The organism is Bradyrhizobium sp. ma5 (assembly GCF_042258955.1).
Classification (GTDB): Bacteria; Pseudomonadota; Alphaproteobacteria; order Rhizobiales; family Xanthobacteraceae; genus Bradyrhizobium.
Map to the genome: position 1 here is coordinate 6238753 of NZ_CP170156.1, position 20361 is coordinate 6259113.

Consider the following 20361-nt stretch of genomic DNA (forward strand, 5'->3'; position numbering starts at 1 on the left):
TCCGGGAATTCCGCAACAGCAGGATTTTTGCGCAGACCGTTTGAATAGAAAACAAAGTCGCGCAGGCAAACTGTTACGTTGTCCCGACACGATAACTGTCGGAACAGGTCGATGACAAAATCGAGAGAGCTTCGCTTCAACGCATTCAACATGATGGCGCCGAGCCACAACTGGTCCGGCCTGTGGTCGCATCCGCGCGACACCTCGCTCGACTACAACTCGCTCGATTACTGGGTCAACTATGCCAAGACCGCCGAGCGAGGACTGCTCGACGGCATCTTCCTGGCTGACGTGTTCGGCATCTATGACGTCTACGGAAGCAGTCCGGACACCGCGCTCCGTCACGCCGTTCAATTGCCGAATGCAGAGCCGACCTTGCTGGTCTCCGCCATGGCGCTGGTCACCAGGCATCTCGGTTTCGGCATCACCTCCAACCTCACCTATGAACATCCCTACCAGCTCGCGCGTCGGTTCTCGACGCTCGATCATCTCACCAACGGACGGATCGGCTGGAACGTCGTGACCGGCTATCTCGACAGCGGTGCCCGCGGCATGGGCCTTGATGCGAACCGCGCCCATGACGAACGCTACGAGGCGGCCGAAGAATTCCTTGCCGCGAGCTACAAACTATGGGAGGGCAGCTGGGAGGATGACGCAGTGCGCCGGGACCGCGCGGCCCGCATCTTCACCGATCCCTCCAAGATCCATCGCGTCCATCATCAAGGGCTTCACTACAAGGTCGACGGCATCCACCTCGCGGAGCCCTCCCCGCAACGCACGCCGCTGCTGTATCAGGCGGGCACCTCGAAGCGCGGTCGCGCCTTCGCGGCACGGCATGCCGAGGCAATCTTCCTCAACGGCCAGACCAGGCCAATTCTCGCGAGCGCGGTCCGCGACATCAGGAGCGCCGCGAAGGAGTTCGGGCGCGATCCCTATGATATCCGCCTCTTCGCCGGCGCGACCGTGATCGTCGCGCCGACCCGGGCGGAAGCCGAAGATCTGCTCGCCGACTATGCCGCACATGTCGACCAGACCGGGCAGCTCGCGCTGCTCTCGGGCTGGACCGGCATCGACTTCTCGACCTATCGCCCCGACCAGGCGGTGCAATATGTCGAGAGCAACGCGATCCAGTCGATGGTGGAGAACTTCACCCTGCGGAGCGACCGCCCAGTCAAGGTCGGCGATCTTGCGACGCTGAGCCGCGTCGGCGCACGATCCCCCTTCGTGGTCGGCTCGCCCCAGGATGTCGCGGACGAGCTGATCGCCTGGGCGGAAGACACCGACGTCGATGGCTTCAACCTGTTCCGCCTCGTCGCGCCCGAATCGCTCGACGCCTTTGTCGACCTCGTGGTGCCGGAACTGCAGTCACGCGGCGTATACAAGACGGCCTATCGCGAAGGCACGCTGCGGGAAAAACTCTTCCCCGAGCGCGGACCGCGTCTTCATGCCACGCATCCCGGCGCAGGCTACCGGCACTTGCCCTCGAACGCAGTCCACTCCGACGCCGCCGAATAAGGTCACGGCCTGACTCCGGCCGGCGCGTTGTCGCCGGCCACGGCTACCAGCTCGGCAGCACGGCGCCCTTGAATTTGGTCAGGACAAACTCCTTGACCTCAGCCGTGTGATAGCTCTCCACGAGGATCTTGACCCACGGCTTGTCCTTGTCCGCGGCACGAACCGCGATCAGGTTGACGTAAGGCCCCTTCGGATCCTCGCGCAGGATCGGGTCCTTGACCGGGTCGAGGCCGGCCTGGGTCGCATAGTTCGTGTTGATCACTGCGGCATCAACATCGTCGAGCGCACGAGGCGCCTGGGCCGCATCGACCTCGACGAATTTGAGCTTCTTCGGATTGTCGCTGACATCCAGGACGGTCGGCTTGAACCCGACGCCGTCCTTCAACTTGATCGCACCCTTGTCGCGCAGCAGCAGCAGGGCGCGGCCGCCATTGGTCGGATCGTTCGGGATCGAGACCTTGCCACCGTCCGGAATCTCCGCCCAGCTCTTGTGCTTCTTGGAATAGACGCCGATCGGGAAGTTGACCGTCAACCCCACCGCCTCGATCTTGTAACCGCGATCGGCCTTCTGGTTGTCGAGATAAGGCTGGTTCTGGAACGAATTCGCCTGGATATCGCCGGCGTCGAGCGCTGCGTTCGGCACCACATAGTCAGAGAACTCGATCAGCTGGATGTCGAGCCCGTTCTTTGCCGCGATCGGCTTCACGGCCTCGAGGATTTGCGCATGCGGCCCCGGCGTCACACCGATCTTGATGGTCTCCGCCGCGACAGACGCCGACCAGAGCGTGAGCACGCTGGCAAACGCGACAATGGAACGAAACGACATTTGGGTCTCCACTGGAATTGTCAGTATTGCAAAAAAGGGCGCGAAGAGATTGTGGCCGGTCTCAGCGGTGGCGCAGGCGGCGGTTGACGCGGCGGGCGAGATAGTCGCCGGCCGTCTGCACCGTCTGCACCAGCGCGATCAGGACGACGACGACCGCGAGCATCATTTCGGGCATGAAACGCTGGTAGCCGTACCGAATTCCGAGGTCGCCCAGCCCGCCGCCGCCGACCGCGCCGACCATCGCTGAATAGCCGAGCAGGCTGACGACTGCGAGTGTCAGCGCAAGCACAAGGCCCGGCAGCGCTTCCGGAATGAGAACCTTGAGCACGATCTGCAAAGGGCTGGCGCCAAATGACGACGCGGTCTCGATCAAGCCGGCATCGACCTCACGGATCGCGGCCTCAACCAATCGCGCGATGAACGGCATCGCGGCGATGGTCAGCGGCACGATCGCCGCGCCCGAGCCAATCGAAGTGCCCGCGATCAGGCGCGTGAACGGGATGATGGCGACCACGAGGATGATGAACGGCGTCGAGCGTGTCGCATTGACGATGATGCCCAGCACGCTGTTGACCGCCGGCGCAGCGAACAATTCCCCTTTGCGGCTGGTGGCGAGGAAGACGCCGATCGGAAGTCCGAACGCGGTGGCTATCAATGCGGCGATCGACACCATGAACAGGCTTTCGCCGGTGGCCTGAACGATCAGGTTGAGGAGTTCACGCGACATAGCCGAGACGTTCCGCCGGGAGGTTGTTCTGGGAGAGATACAATGCCGCCTTGTCGGCCGCGGCCTCGCCGCCGGGAATGCCCAGCGACAGCGAGCCGACATGTTGCCCGCCGATCTCATCGATCCGGGCCGACAGCAGCGCGACGTCGATCGAGAGTTCGCGCGCAAGGCGGGCGACGATGGTGTCGCCGGCATCGGCACCGCGAACCTGGACGCGAATGACGGCGCGACCGTCGGCAACCGGTCGTGACTGCAAGCGGCTTGCAAGCGACACCGGAACGCTGTCGCCGATCACCTCGGAAAGAAATGCCTGGGTGACCGGATTCGCCGGATGGGTGAAGATGTCGGCGACGTGACCACGCTCGACGATATGACCGCCGTCGATCACCACGACTTCCTTGGCGAGCTGACGTACCACCGACATTTCGTGGGTGATCAGGACGATGGTGACGCCAAGCTCGCGATTGATGTTGGCGAGGAGATCGAGGATTGAACGGGTTGTTTGCGGATCGAGCGCCGACGTCGCCTCGTCCGACAGCAGGACGTTCGGCCGCGTCGCCAGCGCACGGGCGATGCCGATGCGCTGCTTCTGGCCGCCCGACAGCTCGGACGGGTAGCGATCATATTTGTCCGCAATGCCGACGAGCTCGAGCAGCTCCGCGACGCGGACCGCAATGTCGCGCCTCGACCAGCCCGCAATCTCGAGCGGCAGCGCGATATTGTCGGCCGCTGTGCGCGACGAGAGCAGATTGAAATGCTGGAAGATCATGCCGATCGAGCGCTGCGCCAGACGCAGATCACGTCCCGAAAGTCCGGAGATATCGCGGCCGTCGACGACGACACGGCCGCTCGATGGTTTCTCCAGCCCGTTGATCAGCCGCACCAGGCTTGACTTGCCGGCACCGGACCGCCCGATCACGCCGGTGATCGAGCCGCGCGGAATTGCGAAGTCGATGTCTTTGAGCGCCTGCACGCTCGGCTTGTCGCGGTAGGCCGGGTAGGCTTTCGCGACTTGCTCGAACCGGACCATGGCATCGGCCGCGGTCGGTGGATGCGGCAATGGCAACAGCGTCTCGACAGGTTCCGCAGCCGTCATGGATTGATGCACGTTCATTCAGTCAGTCCATAAGGTCGTCTTGGTCACCACGCGCGCGGCCGCGCCTCAATGACCAAAGAGCAAATAGCTGCGGTCGACGCCGCGGCGATCGCTGGTCTCGTCGGTCCAGCCCACGGCCCGGCGATAGCTGCCCATGCTGTCCGTTTGCTTGAGCGCAACGAGGTCGATCGGCTGCGCCTGATCCGCAAAGGGCAAAACATAGAGCGCATCCTCGGGACAATAGAGCTCGCAGAGGAAGCAGGTCTGGCAGTCGCCTTGCCGGGCGATTACCGGAATTCCGTCCGTCTTGTCAAACACGTTGGTGGGGCAGACGTTGACACAGATATCGCAGGACGTACAGCGCTCGCCGTCGATGACCTCGATCACTCCGCAGCCTCCGCATAACCGGCCTCGGCATGGGGCCGGGCCGAGGTCCAGATCTCGTCGAGGCCGCCGGTCGTCACGTAATGCCGCTGCCGGCTGTCCTGGTCGGGGAAGTCGTCGCGGCGATGCATGCCGCGGCTTTCCTGACGGGCGAGCGCGCTGCGGTACATCCACCGCGCGGTCGCCAGCATCGCCGCAGCCTCGCGCGCCCGCACGATCTCGGATGTGTCGGCAGCGTCCGCTTCCGACACATCGCGCCACGCCGCGTCGAGACGCCCGAGCGCACCCTGCAATCGCGATGCCTCGCGGAAGTAATTCAGCTCATACGGGAAGACCTCAGCCTGAACCGCCCTCGCCAGCGCGGCCGGCGCGAATGCACGGCGCGACCGGCTTCGAAATGCCACGGCACCCGCGGACGACAATGTGCGCCCGGCAGCCGGTCCGACCTGGGTGGCATAGTCAGCGGCGCCCTGCCCGGCCCAGGCTCCCGACGACATCGCCCAGGCGGCATTGTGGCTGCCACCGCCGGTGAAGCCACCACAGATCAGTTCGCGCGTCGCGGCGTCGCCGGCGGCATAGAGCCCCGGCACGCTGGTGGCGCAACTGTCGTCAACAATACGAAGGCCGCCGGTACCCCTGACGGTCCCCTCCAGCCGCAGCGTGACCGGAAAGCGATCCTTGAAGGGATCGATCCCGGTGCGATCGAACGGCAGGAAGAAGTTCGGCTGCGATACGCGCATGTGATGCCGCACATCGTCATCCGCCTTGTCCAGCCGGGCATAGACCGGGCCCTCGAGCAGGGCACGCGCAATCGCCGATCGCCCGCCCTTCGACGCCGCGCCGGGCACCACGCTGCCGTCGTCATAGGTGAAGCTGGCCCAGCCGTAGAACAACGTCTTGGTCACCGAGCCGAATGCCGGCGAGATCGCATAGGGGTTGCAGAACTCCATGCTGGTGAATTCGGCACCGACCTCCGCGGCCATCAGATAGCCGTCGCCGGTCAGCACGTTCGAGCCGAGCGTCTTGCTGAGGAATGCACAGCCGCCGGTGGCAATCACGACCGCCTTGGCCCGCACCGTCCAACGATCCTGCTTCTGCCGCCGCACGCCGCTGGCGCCGGCGACGGCCCCGTCGTCGTCGACGAGCAGTTCAAGCGCCGGGCTGTGGTCGAGAATGGTGACGCCGGCCTGCTTGGTACGCTTGCGCATCAGGCGCATATATTCGGGGCCTTGCAGCGAGTTGCGCTGCGACTTGCCGCGGCCGTCCACCGGATAGGGATATCCCCAATCGGCCAGGCGATTGCTGTGCTGATAGGTGCTGTCGAGCACGCGCGCCATCCAGCGGCGATCCTGGAGATAGCCGCCCATCTTCTCGCGATTGGCCATCGCGGCCTCGCGCAGGGCCGGATCCGGATCGATGTACCAGACGCCCGTTCCCGCCGCGGCGGTGGCGCCCGAGGTGCCGCAAAATCCCTTGTCGGCCAGCACCACCCGCGCGCCGCGCTCGGCGGCGCTGACCGCGGCCCAGGTCCCCGCGGGGCCGCCACCAATCACCAGCACGTCGGCCTCGAACGCGACCGAGCCTTCAGGCGCGGACAAGCGTTCGGCGCGATGAGACGGGTTCGGCATCATGGAAAACTCCGGGCGGATCGGTCACGGCGCAGGGCACGCCACGACACATCGTTGCGCGCGCCAGCCCGACTGGCAATTTCAGATATTTGCGGAGAGTTGGACGAAGCTTTCACCTGCCTTGCCGCGCAAAGAAAATTCGTGTCGCCGCATGCCGGATGTTGCGTCATCGACGAACAACGCGACACGAGCTTGCGCACAAGGCGCGCCGGCGGGGACGGATATTTCTTTTTGCCTGCTCCGCGCCGCGATGCATTTTCCCGCGCGCATCATGTCGATATCTAGCGACAAGCATCATCGCAGATACGGCCGCCATGTCCCATCGTCAGCTTCACCTCAACGTCAATCTCCTGCATTCCGGCGTCTACGCGTCGGCCTGGCGGCTGCCGCACAGCGACCCGCGCGCCTGTTTCGACGTCGGCCACTACGTGCGCGTTGCCCAGATCGCGGAGCGCGGCAAGCTCGATGCGATCTTCCTGGCCGACACGCCCGCCATCACCGACCGCATCGACTACCGCTCGTTCATGTCGCTGGAGCCGACCATCGTGCTGGCAACCGTCGCCGCCGCGACCAGCCATATCGGGCTGATCGCAACAGCGTCGACCACGTACAACGAGCCGTACAACATCGCGCGCCGCTTCGCGACGCTGGATCTGGTGAGCGGCGGCCGCGCCGGCTGGAACGCCGTGACCACGGCCGATGCCGCAGCCAGCAGCAACTTCGGCCTTCCCACCGTGCTCGAGCACAAGGCGCGCTACGACCGTGCCAAGGAGTTCGCCGAAGTCGTCCATGCGTTGTGGGACAGCTGGGAAGACGATGCCTTTGTCGGCGACAAGGAGGCGGCGCGGTTCGTCGATACATCAAAAGTCCACCCGATCGGACATCGCGGCACCCACTACAGCGTGGCCGGTCCACTGAACGTACCGCGTTCGCCGCAGGGACGTCCCGTCACCGTTCAGGCCGGCGGATCGAGCGACGGCCGCGACCTCGCCGCCGCGCAGGCCGACGCGGTGTTCACGCTTGCGCAAACGATCGACGAAGGCGTCGCCTATGCGCGCGATCTGCGTGCCAGGGCTGCCACGTACGGCCGCGCCGGAAGCTCCATCGTGATTCTGCCGGGGCTCGCGACCGTCATCGGCAGCACGGAAGCGGAAGCCAGGCGCCGGCAAGACGAGCTCTGGGAGCTGGTTCCGATCGAATACAGCCTTGCGCGACTGGCCGGCACATTGCAGGTCGACCCGACAACTCTTGAGCTCGACAAGCCGCTGCCCGATCCTCTGCCGCTACCGGCCAACGCCAACCACACCATGTTTCAGGGAACGGTCAACATCGCGCGCCGTGGCAATCTCACCGTCCGTCAATTGCTGCGCGCCCTCGGTGGCGGCGTCGGCCACCGGATCATCGTCGGCACACCCGAGCAGATCGCCGACGACATCGAGGCCTGGTTCAAGGCGGGCGCGGCCGACGGCTTCAACCTGATGCCGGACGTATTGCCGACCGGGTTGGACGTGTTCGTCGACACCGTGGTGCCGATCCTGCAGCAACGGGGGTTGTTCCGGCACGACTACGCTGGCACCACCCTGCGCGAGCATTTTGGATTGCCGCGGCCGGTCAGCCGCTTTGCGCGACAACCGGCGACCGCCACGAGCGCCTGACGCATCAGCGCGAGCCGGCCAGCTGTGCCGGATCGCCAGCGGCGGGTAACTTCGCACGAACGCGCGGGATGATCTCCTTCGCAAAGCGCTCCATCTCCGCCTCGAACGGCTGGAACTGCAACATGAAGAGCTCGATGCCGGCGGCATGGAAGCCACGAATGCGGGCCGCCACCTCTTCATAGCTCCCGACCAATCCCGCAGCCGTGCCGCCATTGCTGCCGACCCGCGCCGACTTCTGCATCGTCTGCATCATCACCACCTTGGGATCGGTGTTCTGCTTTTGGATCGCCTTGATCGGCGCATCCAATCTGGAGAGATCGAGCAGCCGCTGGTAGGCCACCTCGGCCTCGGCCCGGGTCTGGCGCGCGATCACGAAGGCGGAAAGCCCGAAGCGCAGCGGTGCCGTGGCTCGCGGCCGCGCAGCCACGTCGGCGATCAGGCCGGCGACGTCGTCGAGCGGCTGTCCGTTGATGAACCAGACATCGCCGTGGTCGGCAACCAGGGCGCGCGCCGGCTCGGACTCGCCCCCGACATAGATCAATGGCCGCGGCCGGTAGAGGCTGCCAGGCCGCAACAAATAGTCCCTGACATCGAAATGCTCACCCTTGTAGGTCAGCCGCTCACCCTGCATCAGGCGCGACACCACGGTGATCCACTCGCGGCCGTAGGCATAGCGGGCGTCATGCTCCGCAAAGCCGATGCCGGCCTTGTCGAGCTCGGGCCGGTTCCAGGCATTGACCAGATTGATCGCGAAGCGGCCGCGGCTGATGTTCTCGATCCCGAGCGCAAGCTTCGCCAGCACGACCGGATGATAGAGATAGGGCTTGGTGGCGGCGATGATCTCGATCCGGCTGGTCAGCGCGGCAAGTGCGGCGGCGGCGCTCCAGGCCTCGAGCTGATCAAGATCCTCCTGATGCGGATTGATGGTGTGCTGCGCGATGAGCGTGGAGTCGTAGCCGAGCCTTTCGGCCGCGATCACGAGGTCGCGATTGCGTTCCCACGATGCATCATAGGGCTCCTCGGTATCTTGATAGGCAGCGCGCGAACCGTGCACCAGCGCCCAGATCCCGAAGCGAAGCGGTCGTATCGTCATTGGCGATCTCCGAATTGCGCTTTGTCGCTTTGCTTTTCACGAAGACGCGGCTGGAGATCAAGCAACGTCACATCAAAAGATTTTCCTTGCCGCGCCGCGCGCGCGGACAAATCAGAAAACTCCAAATCTCACGACAATTGAAATACCGCTCTATTTCTGTTGGCGAAAAATCGTGGGACAGTTTGCAGCATCTGAACAATGCCAGTCCGACCGCTGACGAACGCGCAACTGAGCAAAATCATCATTCCAGGCCGACATCCATGAACAAGCCCGTATCCGCCACCTCGTTGCAGCCGTCCGATCGCCTGGATAGCCAATCCCCCGACATCGATGCGCTGCTGAGCCGCATCGCCGAGGGCGCCAGTCAACGCGAGCGCGAACGTATCCTGCCCTTCGCCGAGGTCGATCTCATTCGCAAGGCGCGTCTGGGCGCACTACGGCTTCCTGTAGATGTCGGTGGCGCGGGCGCGTCGATCCGCACGCTGTTCGAACTCGTGATCCGGCTCGGCGCCGCCGACGCCAACGTCGCGCATATCCTGCGCAACCATTTCAGCGTGGTCGAACGGCTGGTGCGCCGTCCCAGGGACGAGCAGCACCGGCAGTGGCAAAAGGCCGTCGCCGACGGCGCGATCATCGGGCTCGCGGCCACCGAACTCGATACCCCGAAGGTCGGCAATGTCACGCCAAACACCACACTGACCGCCGACGGCGACGACTATCTGCTCAACGGCACCAAATACTACAGCACCGGCACGCTCTATTCCGACTATGTGCTGGTGCGCACGGCCGATACGGCAGGCGCCAATGCGGCGGTGCTGATCCCGGTCAAGCGCGAGGGTATCGAGCTGATCGACGATTGGGACGGGCTCGGCCAGCGGCTGACCGCAACCGGCACCACGCACTTCCGCAACGTGCGCGTCAAGCGCCAGGAGGTGGTGTTCGATGCGCCTGACGCCGGCTACGGCATTCCCTACTCCAACACGTTCGCGCAGCTGTTCCTGACCGCAATCAATGCCGGCATCGCGCGCGCGGTGCTGCAGGACGCGACCGAACTGGTGCGATCGCGCAAGCGGACGTTCTACTATGCACCGAGCGAGACTCCGGTCGACGACCCGTTGCTGCAGCAGACCGTCGGCCAGATCGCCAGCGGCGCGTTTGCGGCCGAGACCGTGGTGCTCGCGGCGGCAGAGGCCCTCGACGCCGCCACCGATGCGTTCGACGCCGGCGATGCCAATGCCGTCGACGCCGCGCACAAGGCCGCGCTGCTCTCGGCCAAAGCCAAGATTGTCGCCGATGAGCTCGCGATCCGCAGCGGCAGCCTGCTGTTCGATGTCGGCGGCGCGTCCGCCACCAAGAAGGCGACCAATTTCGACCGCCACTGGCGCAACGCGCGGACCCTGGCCTCGCACAACCCGAACAACTTCAAGGCCCGCTCGATCGGGCAATATGAGATCAGCGGCACGCCGCTACCCGCCAAGGGCTTCTTCTGATCGGAAGCAGATCCGGCGGCGACAAAAGGGAGAGACCCGATGAGCAAGCCGGACATCCATTTGGTCGACGCGGATCACGAGATCGAGCTGCAGTTTCGCCTGGTGATGCGCCGCCTCGCCGGCGGCGTCTGCGTCATCACGGCGGGAAGCGGCGATGACATCACCGGGATGACCGTCACCTCGCTGACGTCGCTCAGTGCCTCGCCACCTCGGCTCCTGGTCAGCATCAACCGGCAGGCCTCTACGTTCGAGCCGATCGCCCGCCACCGGCTCTTCGGCGTCAACATTCTCGGCTCGGACCAGCAGGCGTCGGCGGAACGGTTCAGCAACAGCCGCCTGAAGGGCAGCCAGCGTTTCGACGGAACGGCCTGGACCCCTGGCGCTTCCGGCGTCCCGTTGCTGGACCATTCGCTTGCCACGGTCGAATGCCAGGTGGAGGAGATCATCGAGCGGCACTCTCACGGCATCATCGTGGGTCGGCTTTCAAGCATGGACGTGTCGCACCGCCTGTCCGGCCTCACCTACTGGAACGGACGGTATGTGCAGATCGATCACGAGGCTGATCTCGATCTGCTCGCCGAAGTCAGTATTCCGCTGGCCCACGTCCGCTAGGACAGGAGAGGCACACCATGAAGCGCGAAATGCCGCCGCAGTCGCCACCGTCATCGGCCGGCGTTGCCGGCAGCCCGCCGGGCCGCTGGCAGCTCGACCGGATCGTTGCCGAGCTGCGCGTCTCCAGGGAAGACACCCACAGCATTCGGCGGGACGGCGATCCGCGGCGCGCCCCATCGCGCGATGCGCTGGAAGCGATCCTCGACGGACTGACCGAGGCGCTGTTCCCGCGGCACTACGGCCAATCGGATCTCGACGGCGAGAATATCGACTATTTTGTCGGCAATACCTTGAGCATCGCGCTGGATTCGCTCCACGCGCAAATCCACCGCGCGGCGCTGTTCGTCGGCGACGAGCTTGAACCGGGTTTCCAGCGCCACGACGCCGTCGAATTGACGCGCGCGTTCGCCGCGCAATTGCCGCAAGTGCGCGGGCTTCTCGTCAACGATCTGCGCGCGGCGTTCGTCGGCGATCCGGCGGCGCGAAATTTTCCGGAGATCCTGATCGGCTATCCCGGCATGACCGCGATCATCCACCACCGACTTGCCCATCTTCTGTATCGGCTCGGGGCGCGGCTGGTGGCGCGCCTGATGGCGGAGATCGCGCATGCAAGGACCGGCATCGATATTCATCCCGGCGCCAGCATCGGCTCGGGCTTCTTCATCGATCACGGCACCGGCGTCGTGATCGGGGAAACCGCGATCATCGGCGACAATGTTCGCATCTACCAGGCCGTTACGCTCGGCGCGCGGCATTTCCCGACCGACGACGAAGGCAGCCTAATCAAGGGCGACGCCCGTCATCCGATCGTCGCGGACGACGTGGTGATCTATGCTGGCGCCACCATCCTGGGCCGCATCACGATCGGCCGCGGCTCGACCGTCGGCGGCAATGTCTGGCTGACCCGGGACGTGCCGCCGAACAGCGTGGTGACCCAGGCCACCGCGCGCAACACGCCGGGCGGCAGCAACGCCTCCTCCTAATTGGCCACCGGCGCCTTCCAGCGCATGAAGTGCCGTTCGATCGCCTCGAGAACGGCATTGAAGGCCAGACCGATCACCGTGATTCCGAGAATGCCGAAATACATCTGCGGGATCAGGAAGCTGTACTGGCTGTTGATGATGAGATAGCCGAGGCCGGCCTTGGCGCCGACCATTTCGGACGCCACCAGCACCAGCATGGCCGACGCGCTGGCGAGGCGAATCCCGACGAAGATGGTCGGAAGCGCGGCGGGCAGGATCACCTTGCGGAACAGCTGCTGCGGCGTCGCGCCCATGGTCCGCGCCGACTTGATCAGCAGCGGATCGACCTGCTTCACCGCGGTAATGGTGTTCAGCAGCAGCGGCCAGGCGCAGCTATAGATCACCATCGTGACCTTGGACAATTCGCCGATCCCAAGCAGCAGAATGAACACGGGCAGCAACGCCAGCGGCGCCGTGTTACGGCAGATCTCGATGAACTGGTTCAGGAGATCGCCGAGCCTGTTGTACCAGCCGACAACGAGCCCGAGCGGGACAATGAACACGACCGAGATCAGAAATCCGCTCAGGGCGCGGAGCAAGCTGGCTGAGACGTCGTCGTAGAGTTCGCCGGTTTGCGCAAGCTGCCAGCCGGCCGCGATCACCTCCGAGAATGGCGGCAGGAACACGGCATCGATCAGCCCGAGCCTCGGCACTGCCTCCCAGGCGGCCAACAGGGCAATCAGCAGCAGCGAACGGCGCCCCGCCGTGGCCAGCCAGCGAAGGGCAGCGCGCATCCGAACTGCCGCCGATGCCTGGCCGTCCGCACCGGTCTCTCGCCGGCCATAGCCAAGCTCCAGCAGGGTCAACATCTCCAGACTAGACATGCGCGGCCTCCTCCAGCTCACGGTCGGTGCGACGCGCGCTGCCGGCCAACTGTCCCTGCTGGGCCTTCTGCACTTCCTCGCGCAGCAGGCTCCAGACCTCATGCCTGACGTGACCGAACTCCGGCAGCGAACGCACGTCCTCGGCCTCGCTGCGCAGCACGTCGGGGATGGCGATGACCTGCTTGATCCGGCCCGGGCGCGACGTCATCACCGCGACACGCTGACCGAGCACCACGGCCTCGTCGATGCCGTGGGTGATGAAGACGATGGTCTTGCCGGTGGCGCGCCAGATCCGAAGCAGTTCGCCTTGCAGCGTTTCGCGCGTCTGCGCGTCGAGCGCGGCGAACGGCTCGTCCATCAGCAGCACCTCCGGATCGTAAGCGAAGCTCCTTGCGATCGCGACGCGCTGCTTCATGCCGCCGGAGAGTTCGTGCGGGTAGCGGTCGGCAAAACCGGACAGCCCGACCAGGTCGAGGAAGTGCCGCGCAACCTCGCGCCGCTGCCCAGCCTTGAGACCGGCGATATCGAGCCCAAACTCGACATTCTGCGCCGCGGTCCGCCACGGAAACAGCGCGTATTGCTGAAACACGATGCCGCGGTCGCGTCCTGGCCCGGTGATCGGCCGGCCATCGAGCAGGATGCGGCCGCTGGTCGGCGCCGTCAGGCCACCGAGCAAATCGAGCAAGGTGGATTTGCCGCAACCGCTCGGTCCGACTAGAGCGAGGAATTCGCCCGAGCGAACATCGAGCGTGATGTCTTCCAGCGCAGTGAAACGGCCCGCAGGGCGGCCGCCCTCGCCTCGCGTGACGAATTCCTTGCAGACCTGCTCGAAACGGATCTTGACCGGGCTCGTCATCGCGCCTCCGCCGTCTTGCCCGGACGGAAATAGTTGAACTCGTTCGTGTAGGTGTCGGAGGCCTTGATCTGGCCGGGCTTGAACAACCCATCCTTCACGAGCCAATCGATCCACACCTGGATCTCTGCGTCCGAAATCACGCCGCCTTTGCTCGCGACGCCAGTGCTCTTCCAGTACTTGATCGAGGAGCCGTCCTCGTTGCGCTTGCGTTCGGCAATGATCCGTTCGAAACGGGCTCGGACTTCTTCCGGCGGCGTGGTCTGCGCCCATTGGATCGCCCGCGAGATGCCCTCGACCAGCTTGCGCGAAGCATTGGGATTGTCCTTGACGAACTTGTCGCGCAGCACATAGGCGCCGCCGGTGAACTGGCCGAACAGATCGGTATCGTTGAACAGCGAATGGATGCCGCCCCGCTCCAACGCCTTGTCGCGCAGCACGCCGCTGAGCGTACTCACCTCAACCTGGCCCTGGCGCAACGCCTGCTCACTGGTCACCGGCGGTATCGCCACCAGCGTCACTTGCCTCGCCTCGCTCGCACTGAGGCCACTGCGTGCCAGATATTCGCGGAGCACGAATTCGAGATGGGCGCCCAGCGTATTGACCGCGACCTTCTTGCCGATCAGGTCGCGCGCCGTCCTGATCGGGCTGTCGTCCTTGACGAAGTAGCCCTGATAGGTGTTGGCGTCGGAGCCGTAATAGCCGACCACGGCCTTGATCGGAGCTTTCGCCGCGATCAGCTTGAGAATTGCGCCATAGAACGCGCCGCCGATGTCGATGTCGCCGGTGACGACGGTCTGGATGTCCTGCGGTCCGCTGATGGTGTTGCCGACCCATTTCAGCTTCAGCGGCGCGAGATAGCCGAGGTCTTCGGCCAGTTCCGTGAACGTCACCTGGCCGGCCCAGCCCTGGTAGCGAATCTCGGTCTTTTCGAGCGGTGGCTCGGCAAAAGCCGGAGCCGCCAGCCCGAGCACCACGGCGCCGGCCAGCGTGAACCGCGCGGCCGCGCGCGCGGCGAAACGCGGGGCGCGCAGGATTCGGATCAATGCATTCATGTTCGCAACTCCCCTCGATCCGACCGGATCATGCCGCCTTCGCGGCCTGCTGCTTCGGTGCCTTGATGCGCGTCACGCTGTGGCGACCGTCGATCGACACCGGCACTTCGCCGTCGATCGTGGCGCGGCGCACCACGCGGTGCTGATCGCCATAGTCGTTGACCGCATAGTGCTGGGTCGCCCGGTTATCCCAGATCGCGACGTCGCCGGCCTTCCAGCTCCAGCGCACGGTGTTCTCCGGCGCCGTGATGTGCGACTGGAACAGGTCGAACAGCTTCTGGCCGTCATATTTCGGCAGACCGACGAAGCGCTGCACGAAATTGCCGAGCACCAGCGTCCGCTCGCCGGTCTCGGGGTGAACGCGCACCACGGGATGCTCGGTCTCATAGATCGTGCCGGTGAACACTTCATCGAAATGCTTGCGGTCGGCCTCGCTTGCGCGCGCCTTGACGGCATAGTCATAAGCGTTGCTGTGAACCGCCCAAAGCTCGTCGGCAAGACGCTGCAACGGCGCCGGCAGGTCGAGATAGGCCGCGGCCGTATTCGACCAGACGGTGTCGCCGCCATAGGGCGGGATCACGACGCCGCGCAGCACCGAGATCTTCGGATAGGCATCGACGAACGTCACGTCGGTGTGCCATTGGTCGGCGCGGCCGCCGCCGCGTCCCGAGTCCAGCTCCAGGATCGAGGATGTCCCCTTGATCGCGCCGACCGTCGGATGCGGCACCAGCCTGCCGAGCCGCACCGCAAAGCGTTCCTGTTCGGAATCGTCGAGATGCTGCTGGTCGCGGAAGAAGATCACCTTGTGCTCGAGCAGCACCTGGTTGATGGCGCGGATCACCTCGTCGGACAGATCACCCGACAGCAGGACATTCCTGATCTCCGCTCCGAGCCTCGCCGCACGCTTGACGATATCAGCGCGCGGAATGACGTTATCGATGACAGTCGTGTTGCTCATGATCGTGCTCTCACCGCGATCTCCCAGGACAAGGCTCCGCCATGCGCCGGTCGCGGGAACGACGGCGGAGACAAACGGACCGGCTTGCAAACCGGCTTGATGGTGTGGGCTCTATTCGGCCGCGACGTGCTCCGGTGGACGCCAGACCGCCGGCGCATAAAGCTCGGCAGCAAAATCGTCGGCGATCGGTCCATTGATGCGCGCCTCATGCGCCGCCAGATCGGCCAGGAACAGATCGCGGCTGATCCGCGCCACAACCGCGGGAATGTCGCGCTTGAAGCTCGGGACATCGCCGACCGGCAGGCCGAAGCTGACGAAGGCCGCCGGGTTGAAGACATGGATGTTCTTCAGGAACGGCGCGCGACCGGGCTCCTTCTCCAGATATTCGTGCCCCGATCCCAGATAGGGATACGCCGCGAGAGTCTCATCCCTGTCCTGGTCACGCGGCGTGAAGCGGTCGCGCCACAGCAGGATCTCATCCGCAAGTTCGCGAAGCTCGGCCTGCGCGCCGAGGTCCACAGCATATCCGGTACCGGCGATGGCAAAGTCGAAACCGAATTCGCCCTGCGGCGTCACCGCGACGGGACGCCCGCCCTCGAGCCGCACCGCCTGCCACGGCGCGCCGAGATGAAGATGGAAATTGGGAAACGCGACGGCGCGCGAGATCGCATCCGGCGGCGGGGTCGAGCCTGCCGCGCGGAAGCGGATCGCCTGCTGCCAGCGCACGGCATCCGGCAGGGCCCCGAAATTGTCGTAGGCGCCCGGATAGCCGCGGATCCGGATCACCGGGAGCGAGGCCAGCGTCCCGCGCCGCGCATAGAGGTGAACGTCGCGCGCTCCGGCTTCCAGCGCGACGGCAGCGGCATCGAACGCCGACGCGGCGCTTCCAATCACCGCGACCGATCGGCCCCTCAGCGACCTGAAGTCGATCCTTTCGGAAGTATGCGCATGAATCTGTTTCGGCAGATTGCGCAGCGCGTCCGGAATAATGGCGCCGCCACCTCCGGCAAAGCCGGTCGCAAGCACCAGCTTCCGCGCGGTCTCGACCGTCACGCGGCCGCCTTGCTCCAGATGCAGCCGCAGATGCCCTCCCGCCGGTTCGATCAGAACCAGCCGCGTCGCGTAACGGACCTCGACACCGGTGACCTTACGGTACCAATCGAGATAGGCCGCCCAGTCGAGCCGCAAAATACGATCGAGCGCTTCATAGGCGGCTGCACCGTAACGCGCCTCGTACCACGCCTGGAACCCGAGACCGGCCAGACCAAGCTCCGGGCCCGGCAGGGACTTCGGCGTCCGAAGCTTATGCATGCGCGCGCTCGTCAACCACACGCCCGACTCAGTCCCGCCGGCCGCGGCATCGATCACCGAGACCCTCCCGATCCCTGCCCGCCGAAGCGCAAACGCAAACGCCGAGCCGGATTGTCCACCGCCGACGACGACCACGTTGTGATCGATCCCATCCAGATCGGGCACCCAGTTTTGCGGATCGGGTCCGATCAGGCGCAACGCCTCACGGGCAATACTGTCGGGGTCGGTTTGCGGCATGATGATCGGCCTCGCTTTGACGTTGCAAATCGTAAAAGCGATCGATCGCCAGTCAATGAAACGAAACCAGCTTTGTTTTCCGCGGCGAGCAATGATCGCTTCGTGGCCGACGCAGCCGTTGAAATATTTGCGACGACCGTCGCTTTCCTCGCCGTTTCAGCGTGCGAGACCAGAACGACTGAAGCGCCTGACACGCGAAAACGGCACGAACGCCCCGCTGATTTCTTCGCGACGGATGCACTCGTCTATCATCGCCGATCAACTCACAAGCTTCATGCTGGCTTCCGACGCAACAATGCAAGTTCATTTCATCGACAGGTTTGCGATCACCGACGTAGAGTCCAAGCGTCGCTCGCACGCCGAAGTGCACACAGCGTTGCAATCATCGACGATAGGACTCGCCGCAAATGAGTGGTGTCATTAGCCTCGAACACGATACGCCCGAGCTGGCTCGCTCTTATGATGAAGCGGGGCTGGTTCAGTTCCGTCACGGCAAGTTCCTGATCGGGCCATTGGCGATCAGGACCGGCGAGCATGTCCTCGATATCGGGACGGGCACCGGCCGCCTCGCCGAATTCGTCGCCGGCCTGGTCGAACCGAACGGCCGGGTGATCGGGATCGACCCGCTCCCCGGCCGCATCGAGATCGCGCGACTTCGGCAGTCGGATCATCTTCAATTCAGCACGGGCCGGGCCGAAGACCTCTCACGCTTCGACGACGGCCAATTCGATGCGGTCTATCTCAACAGCGTCTTGCATTGGATTGCCGACAAGCGCGGCGCCTTGCAGGAAATCCATCGTGTGCTGAAGCCCGGCGGCCGCCTCGGGCTCAACGTGCAGGACCCATCCCGTCCGCATCAGTCCCGCGTGCTGCTGCGCCGGGCCATCACGGAAACCGGACTCACCGATCATCGCCAGGATTCCAATCCGGTGCTCGGCCTGACCGGTGAAGAACTCAGGTCACTGTTCGCGGCCGGCGGCTTCGCCGCTTACCGCAGCGAGCTGCGCACGCTGACCGACGTGCACGAGGACGTCAATTCACTGCTCCGATGGTCGGAAGCCAGCGCCTTCGGCAACTTCCTCGAGGCGTTCTCACCGTCCGAACGCGAACAGATCCGCGACGCGTTTGCCCGCCTCGTCGAAACGAAACGAACACCGGAAGGGCTGCCTCTGGAGCGTTACCTGCGTTTCGCGTTTGCACACAAGCCTTCAACCGGCAACTGATCACCCCACCATTCCGCGAGCCGCAGGCATGAGCGATCGACAGCTTTCTCTCAATCTCTTCATCTATCCGGGTGGCCATCACGAAGCGGCCTGGCGCTACAAGGGCTCGGCTGCCGAGCGGATCCTCGACGTCACCTACTATCAGGAGCTGGCGCAGAAGGCCGAGGCGTACAAGTTCGACGCGATCTTCTTTGCCGATGGGCCGGCGCTCGCCGACAATGTCCGTTATGCGCAGCGCTTCCGCTTCGAGCCGATCACCTGGCTTGCCGCCATCGCGGTCGCCACCCGTCGCATCGGCCTGATCGCGACCGCGTCGACGACCTACACCGAGCCTTACAATCTGGCGCGTCTGTTCGCCTCGCTCGATCATCTCAGCGGCGGCCGGGCCGGCTGGAACATCGTGACGACGAGCACGGCGCAGGCGGCGCAGAACTTCGGCCTGCCCGAACATCCTCCGCATCATGAACGCTACGAGCGCGCGCGCGAATATCTCGATGTCATCACCAGGCTGTGGGACAGCTGGGAAGACGACGCACTGATCAACGATCCCGTCTCGGGCGTCTTCGCCGATACCGACAAGATCCACGCCGTCAATCACGCCGGAAAGCACTTTCGCGTCCGCGGTCCCCTCAATATATCGCGGACACCGCAGGGACGGCCGGTCTACGTGCAGGCCGGCTCGTCCGACGACGGCCGCGCCTTTGCCGCGCGCTTTGCCGAAGCCATCTTCACGGCACATCAGACCCTGGCGAGCGCCCAGGAGTTCTACGCCGATATCAAGCGGCAAGCCCGTGCCTTCGATCGCAGTCCCGATCAGATCAAGGTCCTGCCGGGCATCAGTCCCTTCATCGCCAGTACGCAAGCCGAAGCGGATCGGCTGCAGGACGAGTTCAATGAACTGATCCAGCCGGAATATTCGCTGACCCAGCTGCGCCAGATGATCGGGCTCGATCTCTCCGGCTTCGACCTCGACGGTCCGTTCCCACGCCATCTGATCGACACGACAGGTGCGCGCGGCGTGGCGAGCCGCTTCAAGCTGGTGGTCGACATCGTCGATCGCGAGCAGCCGACGATCTGCCAGCTCGTCCAGCGCCTGGCCGGTGCGCGCGGCCACTGGGTGATTGCAGGGCCGCCGGAGAAGATCGCCGACAACATCCAGACCTGGTTCGAGAACGGCGCCGCCGACGGCTTCAACGTCATGCCGCCCTGGCTGCCCGGTGGGTTCGACGTCTTTGCCGAGCAGGTCGTCCCGATCCTGCGCAAGCGCGGCCTGTTCCGCGATGACTACGCCGGCACGACACTGCGCGACCATTATGGCCTGCACCGGCCGCCGAGCGTCTTCTCCAGCTCGATTCAAGCGATCGCATGATCGCCTGACGTTCGCCAAGTGAAGCAAATCGGAGAAAATCGGCGACGAAACGCGTTTGGCGCTCGACCGCGACTGCGATCCTGCGAAGGTACTGGAAAAGAAGGTCTTTTCCGTGGTGGGCGCACCAGGGCTCGAACCTGGGACCCGCTGATTAAGAGACGCATGTTTTGGCAACAAAATCGACGACCATTCCGACAAGCGTCCTGTTGAACCGATGTTGAACCTGCAACTGGATTTCCTCGTGTCGGAATGGCCCGATACGAGTTGGAGCAGCTCAGACGGGCCATAAGATGAGATGAAACTTCGGGGGGGCAAGTCGCGTGTCTAAACCGGCTATGCTCGGAATCGTGGTTTCTTCTCCGAGGGCGGCTCGACTCGCGAAGTGGCTTCCTGATGAAAGACAAGCCATTTTCGACATTTCGGGACCAAGACCAACCGTCTGGACTACCACTCGAGCCTGGAATTCCGCCTTTCGGCGGCACA

The 20361-nt window shown here is 64.5% G+C and carries 20 protein-coding genes; 8 read left to right on the forward strand and 12 right to left on the reverse strand.

The annotated features are described in order from the left end of the window. The first annotated feature begins 111 nt into the window (after positions 1–111). Positions 112–1515 (forward strand): LLM class flavin-dependent oxidoreductase, encoded by a 1404-nt coding sequence (locus tag ACE103_RS29300; RefSeq protein WP_375775879.1) that lies wholly within the window; start codon positions 112–114, stop codon positions 1513–1515. A gap of 43 nt (positions 1516–1558) precedes the next feature. Here ACE103_RS29300 and ACE103_RS29305 read toward each other — a convergent pair whose 3' ends face one another. From ACE103_RS29305 to ACE103_RS29330, 6 genes are all read right to left on the reverse strand, one after another. Continuing rightward, positions 1559–2353 carry a MetQ/NlpA family ABC transporter substrate-binding protein gene (locus ACE103_RS29305; protein WP_375775880.1) on the reverse strand — a complete coding sequence of 265 codons (795 nt, stop codon included), beginning with the start codon at positions 2351–2353 and terminating at the stop codon, positions 1559–1561. Positions 2354–2402: 49 nt separating this feature from the next. Continuing rightward, the gene (locus ACE103_RS29310; RefSeq protein ID WP_097675480.1) at positions 2403–3068 is read right to left on the reverse strand and encodes a methionine ABC transporter permease; all 666 of its coding nucleotides are present in this window, start codon (positions 3066–3068) and stop codon (positions 2403–2405) included. Continuing rightward, positions 3058–4182 carry a methionine ABC transporter ATP-binding protein gene (locus ACE103_RS29315; RefSeq protein ID WP_375775881.1) on the reverse strand — a complete coding sequence of 375 codons (1125 nt, stop codon included), beginning with the start codon at positions 4180–4182 and terminating at the stop codon, positions 3058–3060. The genes ACE103_RS29310 and ACE103_RS29315 overlap by 11 nt, the downstream gene beginning before the upstream one ends. A 48-nt stretch (positions 4183–4230) precedes the next feature. Then, positions 4231–4551, reverse strand: coding sequence for a 4Fe-4S binding protein (locus ACE103_RS29320; RefSeq protein ID WP_375775882.1), 321 nt, complete (start codon positions 4549–4551; stop codon positions 4231–4233). Beyond that, positions 4548–6176 carry an FAD-dependent oxidoreductase gene (locus tag ACE103_RS29325; RefSeq protein WP_375775883.1) on the reverse strand — a complete coding sequence of 543 codons (1629 nt, stop codon included), beginning with the start codon at positions 6174–6176 and terminating at the stop codon, positions 4548–4550. Before ACE103_RS29325 ends, ACE103_RS29320 begins: the two co-directional genes overlap by 4 nt. Positions 6177–6257: 81 nt before the next feature. Continuing rightward, positions 6258–6467: a hypothetical protein gene (locus ACE103_RS29330; RefSeq protein WP_375775884.1), complete on the reverse strand. Its 210-nt coding sequence runs from the start codon at positions 6465–6467 to the stop codon at positions 6258–6260. Positions 6468–6490: 23 nt separating this feature from the next. Between ACE103_RS29330 and ACE103_RS29335 the strand changes: the two genes are divergently transcribed. Next, entirely contained in the window at positions 6491–7831 is a 1341-nt protein-coding gene (locus ACE103_RS29335) for an LLM class flavin-dependent oxidoreductase (RefSeq protein WP_375775885.1), read from the forward strand. Positions 7832–7835: 4 nt separating this feature from the next. Here the strand turns inward: ACE103_RS29335 and ACE103_RS29340 are convergent, their stop codons facing one another. Then, positions 7836–8924, reverse strand: coding sequence for an LLM class flavin-dependent oxidoreductase (locus ACE103_RS29340; protein WP_375775886.1), 1089 nt, complete (start codon positions 8922–8924; stop codon positions 7836–7838). Positions 8925–9184: 260 nt separating this feature from the next. On the opposite strand from ACE103_RS29340, the gene ACE103_RS29345 reads away from it, so the two are divergent. The 3 genes from ACE103_RS29345 to epsC are packed head-to-tail and all read left to right on the forward strand — an operon-like array spanning position 9185 to position 12009. Continuing rightward, positions 9185–10414 (forward strand): acyl-CoA dehydrogenase family protein, encoded by a 1230-nt coding sequence (locus ACE103_RS29345; RefSeq protein ID WP_375775887.1) that lies wholly within the window; start codon positions 9185–9187, stop codon positions 10412–10414. A gap of 39 nt (positions 10415–10453) precedes the next feature. Further along, on the forward strand, positions 10454–11026 hold the full coding sequence (locus ACE103_RS29350; protein WP_375775888.1) for a flavin reductase family protein: 573 nt from the start codon (positions 10454–10456) through the stop codon (positions 11024–11026). A 17-nt stretch (positions 11027–11043) separates the two neighbouring features. Continuing rightward, positions 11044–12009, forward strand: coding sequence for a serine O-acetyltransferase EpsC (epsC, locus tag ACE103_RS29355; protein ID WP_374707987.1), 966 nt, complete (start codon positions 11044–11046; stop codon positions 12007–12009). Here the strand turns inward: epsC and ACE103_RS29360 are convergent. The 5 genes from ACE103_RS29360 to ACE103_RS29380 all read right to left on the reverse strand — a co-directional run bounded on the left by ACE103_RS29360 (position 12006) and on the right by ACE103_RS29380 (position 17286). After that, positions 12006–12872 carry an ABC transporter permease gene (locus ACE103_RS29360; RefSeq protein WP_375775889.1) on the reverse strand — a complete coding sequence of 289 codons (867 nt, stop codon included), beginning with the start codon at positions 12870–12872 and terminating at the stop codon, positions 12006–12008. The genes epsC and ACE103_RS29360 overlap by 4 nt on opposite strands. Next, a complete protein-coding gene (locus ACE103_RS29365; protein ID WP_375775890.1) occupies positions 12865–13728 on the reverse strand; it encodes an ABC transporter ATP-binding protein in 864 nt (287 codons plus the stop codon). Before ACE103_RS29365 ends, ACE103_RS29360 begins: the two co-directional genes overlap by 8 nt. Then, a complete protein-coding gene (locus ACE103_RS29370) occupies positions 13725–14780 on the reverse strand; it encodes an ABC transporter substrate-binding protein (protein WP_375775891.1) in 1056 nt (351 codons plus the stop codon). The genes ACE103_RS29365 and ACE103_RS29370 overlap by 4 nt, the downstream gene beginning before the upstream one ends. A 28-nt stretch (positions 14781–14808) precedes the next feature. Further along, entirely contained in the window at positions 14809–15738 is a 930-nt protein-coding gene (locus ACE103_RS29375) for a TauD/TfdA dioxygenase family protein (protein ID WP_375775892.1), read from the reverse strand. Between the two features lie 111 nt (positions 15739–15849). Further along, positions 15850–17286: an FAD-dependent oxidoreductase gene (locus ACE103_RS29380; RefSeq protein WP_375775893.1), complete on the reverse strand. Its 1437-nt coding sequence runs from the start codon at positions 17284–17286 to the stop codon at positions 15850–15852. Here ACE103_RS29380 and ACE103_RS29385 point away from each other — a divergent pair. Genes ACE103_RS29385 through ACE103_RS29395 form a run of 3 tightly spaced genes read left to right on the forward strand, consistent with a single transcriptional unit; the run spans position 17285 to position 19878 of the window. Further along, positions 17285–17710, forward strand: coding sequence for a hypothetical protein (locus ACE103_RS29385; RefSeq protein WP_375775894.1), 426 nt, complete (start codon positions 17285–17287; stop codon positions 17708–17710). The genes ACE103_RS29380 and ACE103_RS29385 overlap by 2 nt on opposite strands. Then, positions 17694–18509 (forward strand): class I SAM-dependent methyltransferase, encoded by an 816-nt coding sequence (locus ACE103_RS29390; protein ID WP_375775895.1) that lies wholly within the window; start codon positions 17694–17696, stop codon positions 18507–18509. Before ACE103_RS29385 ends, ACE103_RS29390 begins: the two co-directional genes overlap by 17 nt. Positions 18510–18537: 28 nt before the next feature. Then, the gene (locus ACE103_RS29395) at positions 18538–19878 is read left to right on the forward strand and encodes an LLM class flavin-dependent oxidoreductase (protein WP_375775896.1); all 1341 of its coding nucleotides are present in this window, start codon (positions 18538–18540) and stop codon (positions 19876–19878) included. The last annotated feature ends 483 nt before the right edge of the window (positions 19879–20361 follow it).

Bases quoted from the DNA above. Each gene is read 5' to 3' on its own strand.
- ACE103_RS29300 (WP_375775879.1), top strand. From the start codon at position 112: ATGACAAAATCGAGAGAGCTTCGCTTCAACGCATTCAACATGATGGCG.
- ACE103_RS29310 (WP_097675480.1), bottom strand. From the start codon at position 3,068: ATGTCGCGTGAACTCCTCAACCTGATCGTTCAGGCCACCGGCGAAAGC.
- ACE103_RS29315 (WP_375775881.1), bottom strand. From the start codon at position 4,182: ATGAACGTGCATCAATCCATGACGGCTGCGGAACCTGTCGAGACGCTG.
- ACE103_RS29325 (WP_375775883.1), bottom strand. From the start codon at position 6,176: ATGCCGAACCCGTCTCATCGCGCCGAACGCTTGTCCGCGCCTGAAGGC.
- ACE103_RS29335 (WP_375775885.1), top strand. From the start codon at position 6,491: ATGTCCCATCGTCAGCTTCACCTCAACGTCAATCTCCTGCATTCCGGC.
- ACE103_RS29340 (WP_375775886.1), bottom strand. From the start codon at position 8,924: ATGACGATACGACCGCTTCGCTTCGGGATCTGGGCGCTGGTGCACGGT.
- ACE103_RS29345 (WP_375775887.1), top strand. From the start codon at position 9,185: ATGAACAAGCCCGTATCCGCCACCTCGTTGCAGCCGTCCGATCGCCTG.
- ACE103_RS29350 (WP_375775888.1), top strand. From the start codon at position 10,454: ATGAGCAAGCCGGACATCCATTTGGTCGACGCGGATCACGAGATCGAG.
- epsC (WP_374707987.1), top strand. From the start codon at position 11,044: ATGAAGCGCGAAATGCCGCCGCAGTCGCCACCGTCATCGGCCGGCGTT.
- ACE103_RS29360 (WP_375775889.1), bottom strand. From the start codon at position 12,872: ATGTCTAGTCTGGAGATGTTGACCCTGCTGGAGCTTGGCTATGGCCGG.
- ACE103_RS29365 (WP_375775890.1), bottom strand. From the start codon at position 13,728: ATGACGAGCCCGGTCAAGATCCGTTTCGAGCAGGTCTGCAAGGAATTC.
- ACE103_RS29370 (WP_375775891.1), bottom strand. From the start codon at position 14,780: ATGAATGCATTGATCCGAATCCTGCGCGCCCCGCGTTTCGCCGCGCGC.
- ACE103_RS29375 (WP_375775892.1), bottom strand. From the start codon at position 15,738: ATGAGCAACACGACTGTCATCGATAACGTCATTCCGCGCGCTGATATC.
- ACE103_RS29385 (WP_375775894.1), top strand. From the start codon at position 17,285: ATGATGATCGGCCTCGCTTTGACGTTGCAAATCGTAAAAGCGATCGAT.
- ACE103_RS29380 (WP_375775893.1), bottom strand. From the start codon at position 17,286: ATGCCGCAAACCGACCCCGACAGTATTGCCCGTGAGGCGTTGCGCCTG.
- ACE103_RS29390 (WP_375775895.1), top strand. From the start codon at position 17,694: ATGAGTGGTGTCATTAGCCTCGAACACGATACGCCCGAGCTGGCTCGC.
- ACE103_RS29395 (WP_375775896.1), top strand. From the start codon at position 18,538: ATGAGCGATCGACAGCTTTCTCTCAATCTCTTCATCTATCCGGGTGGC.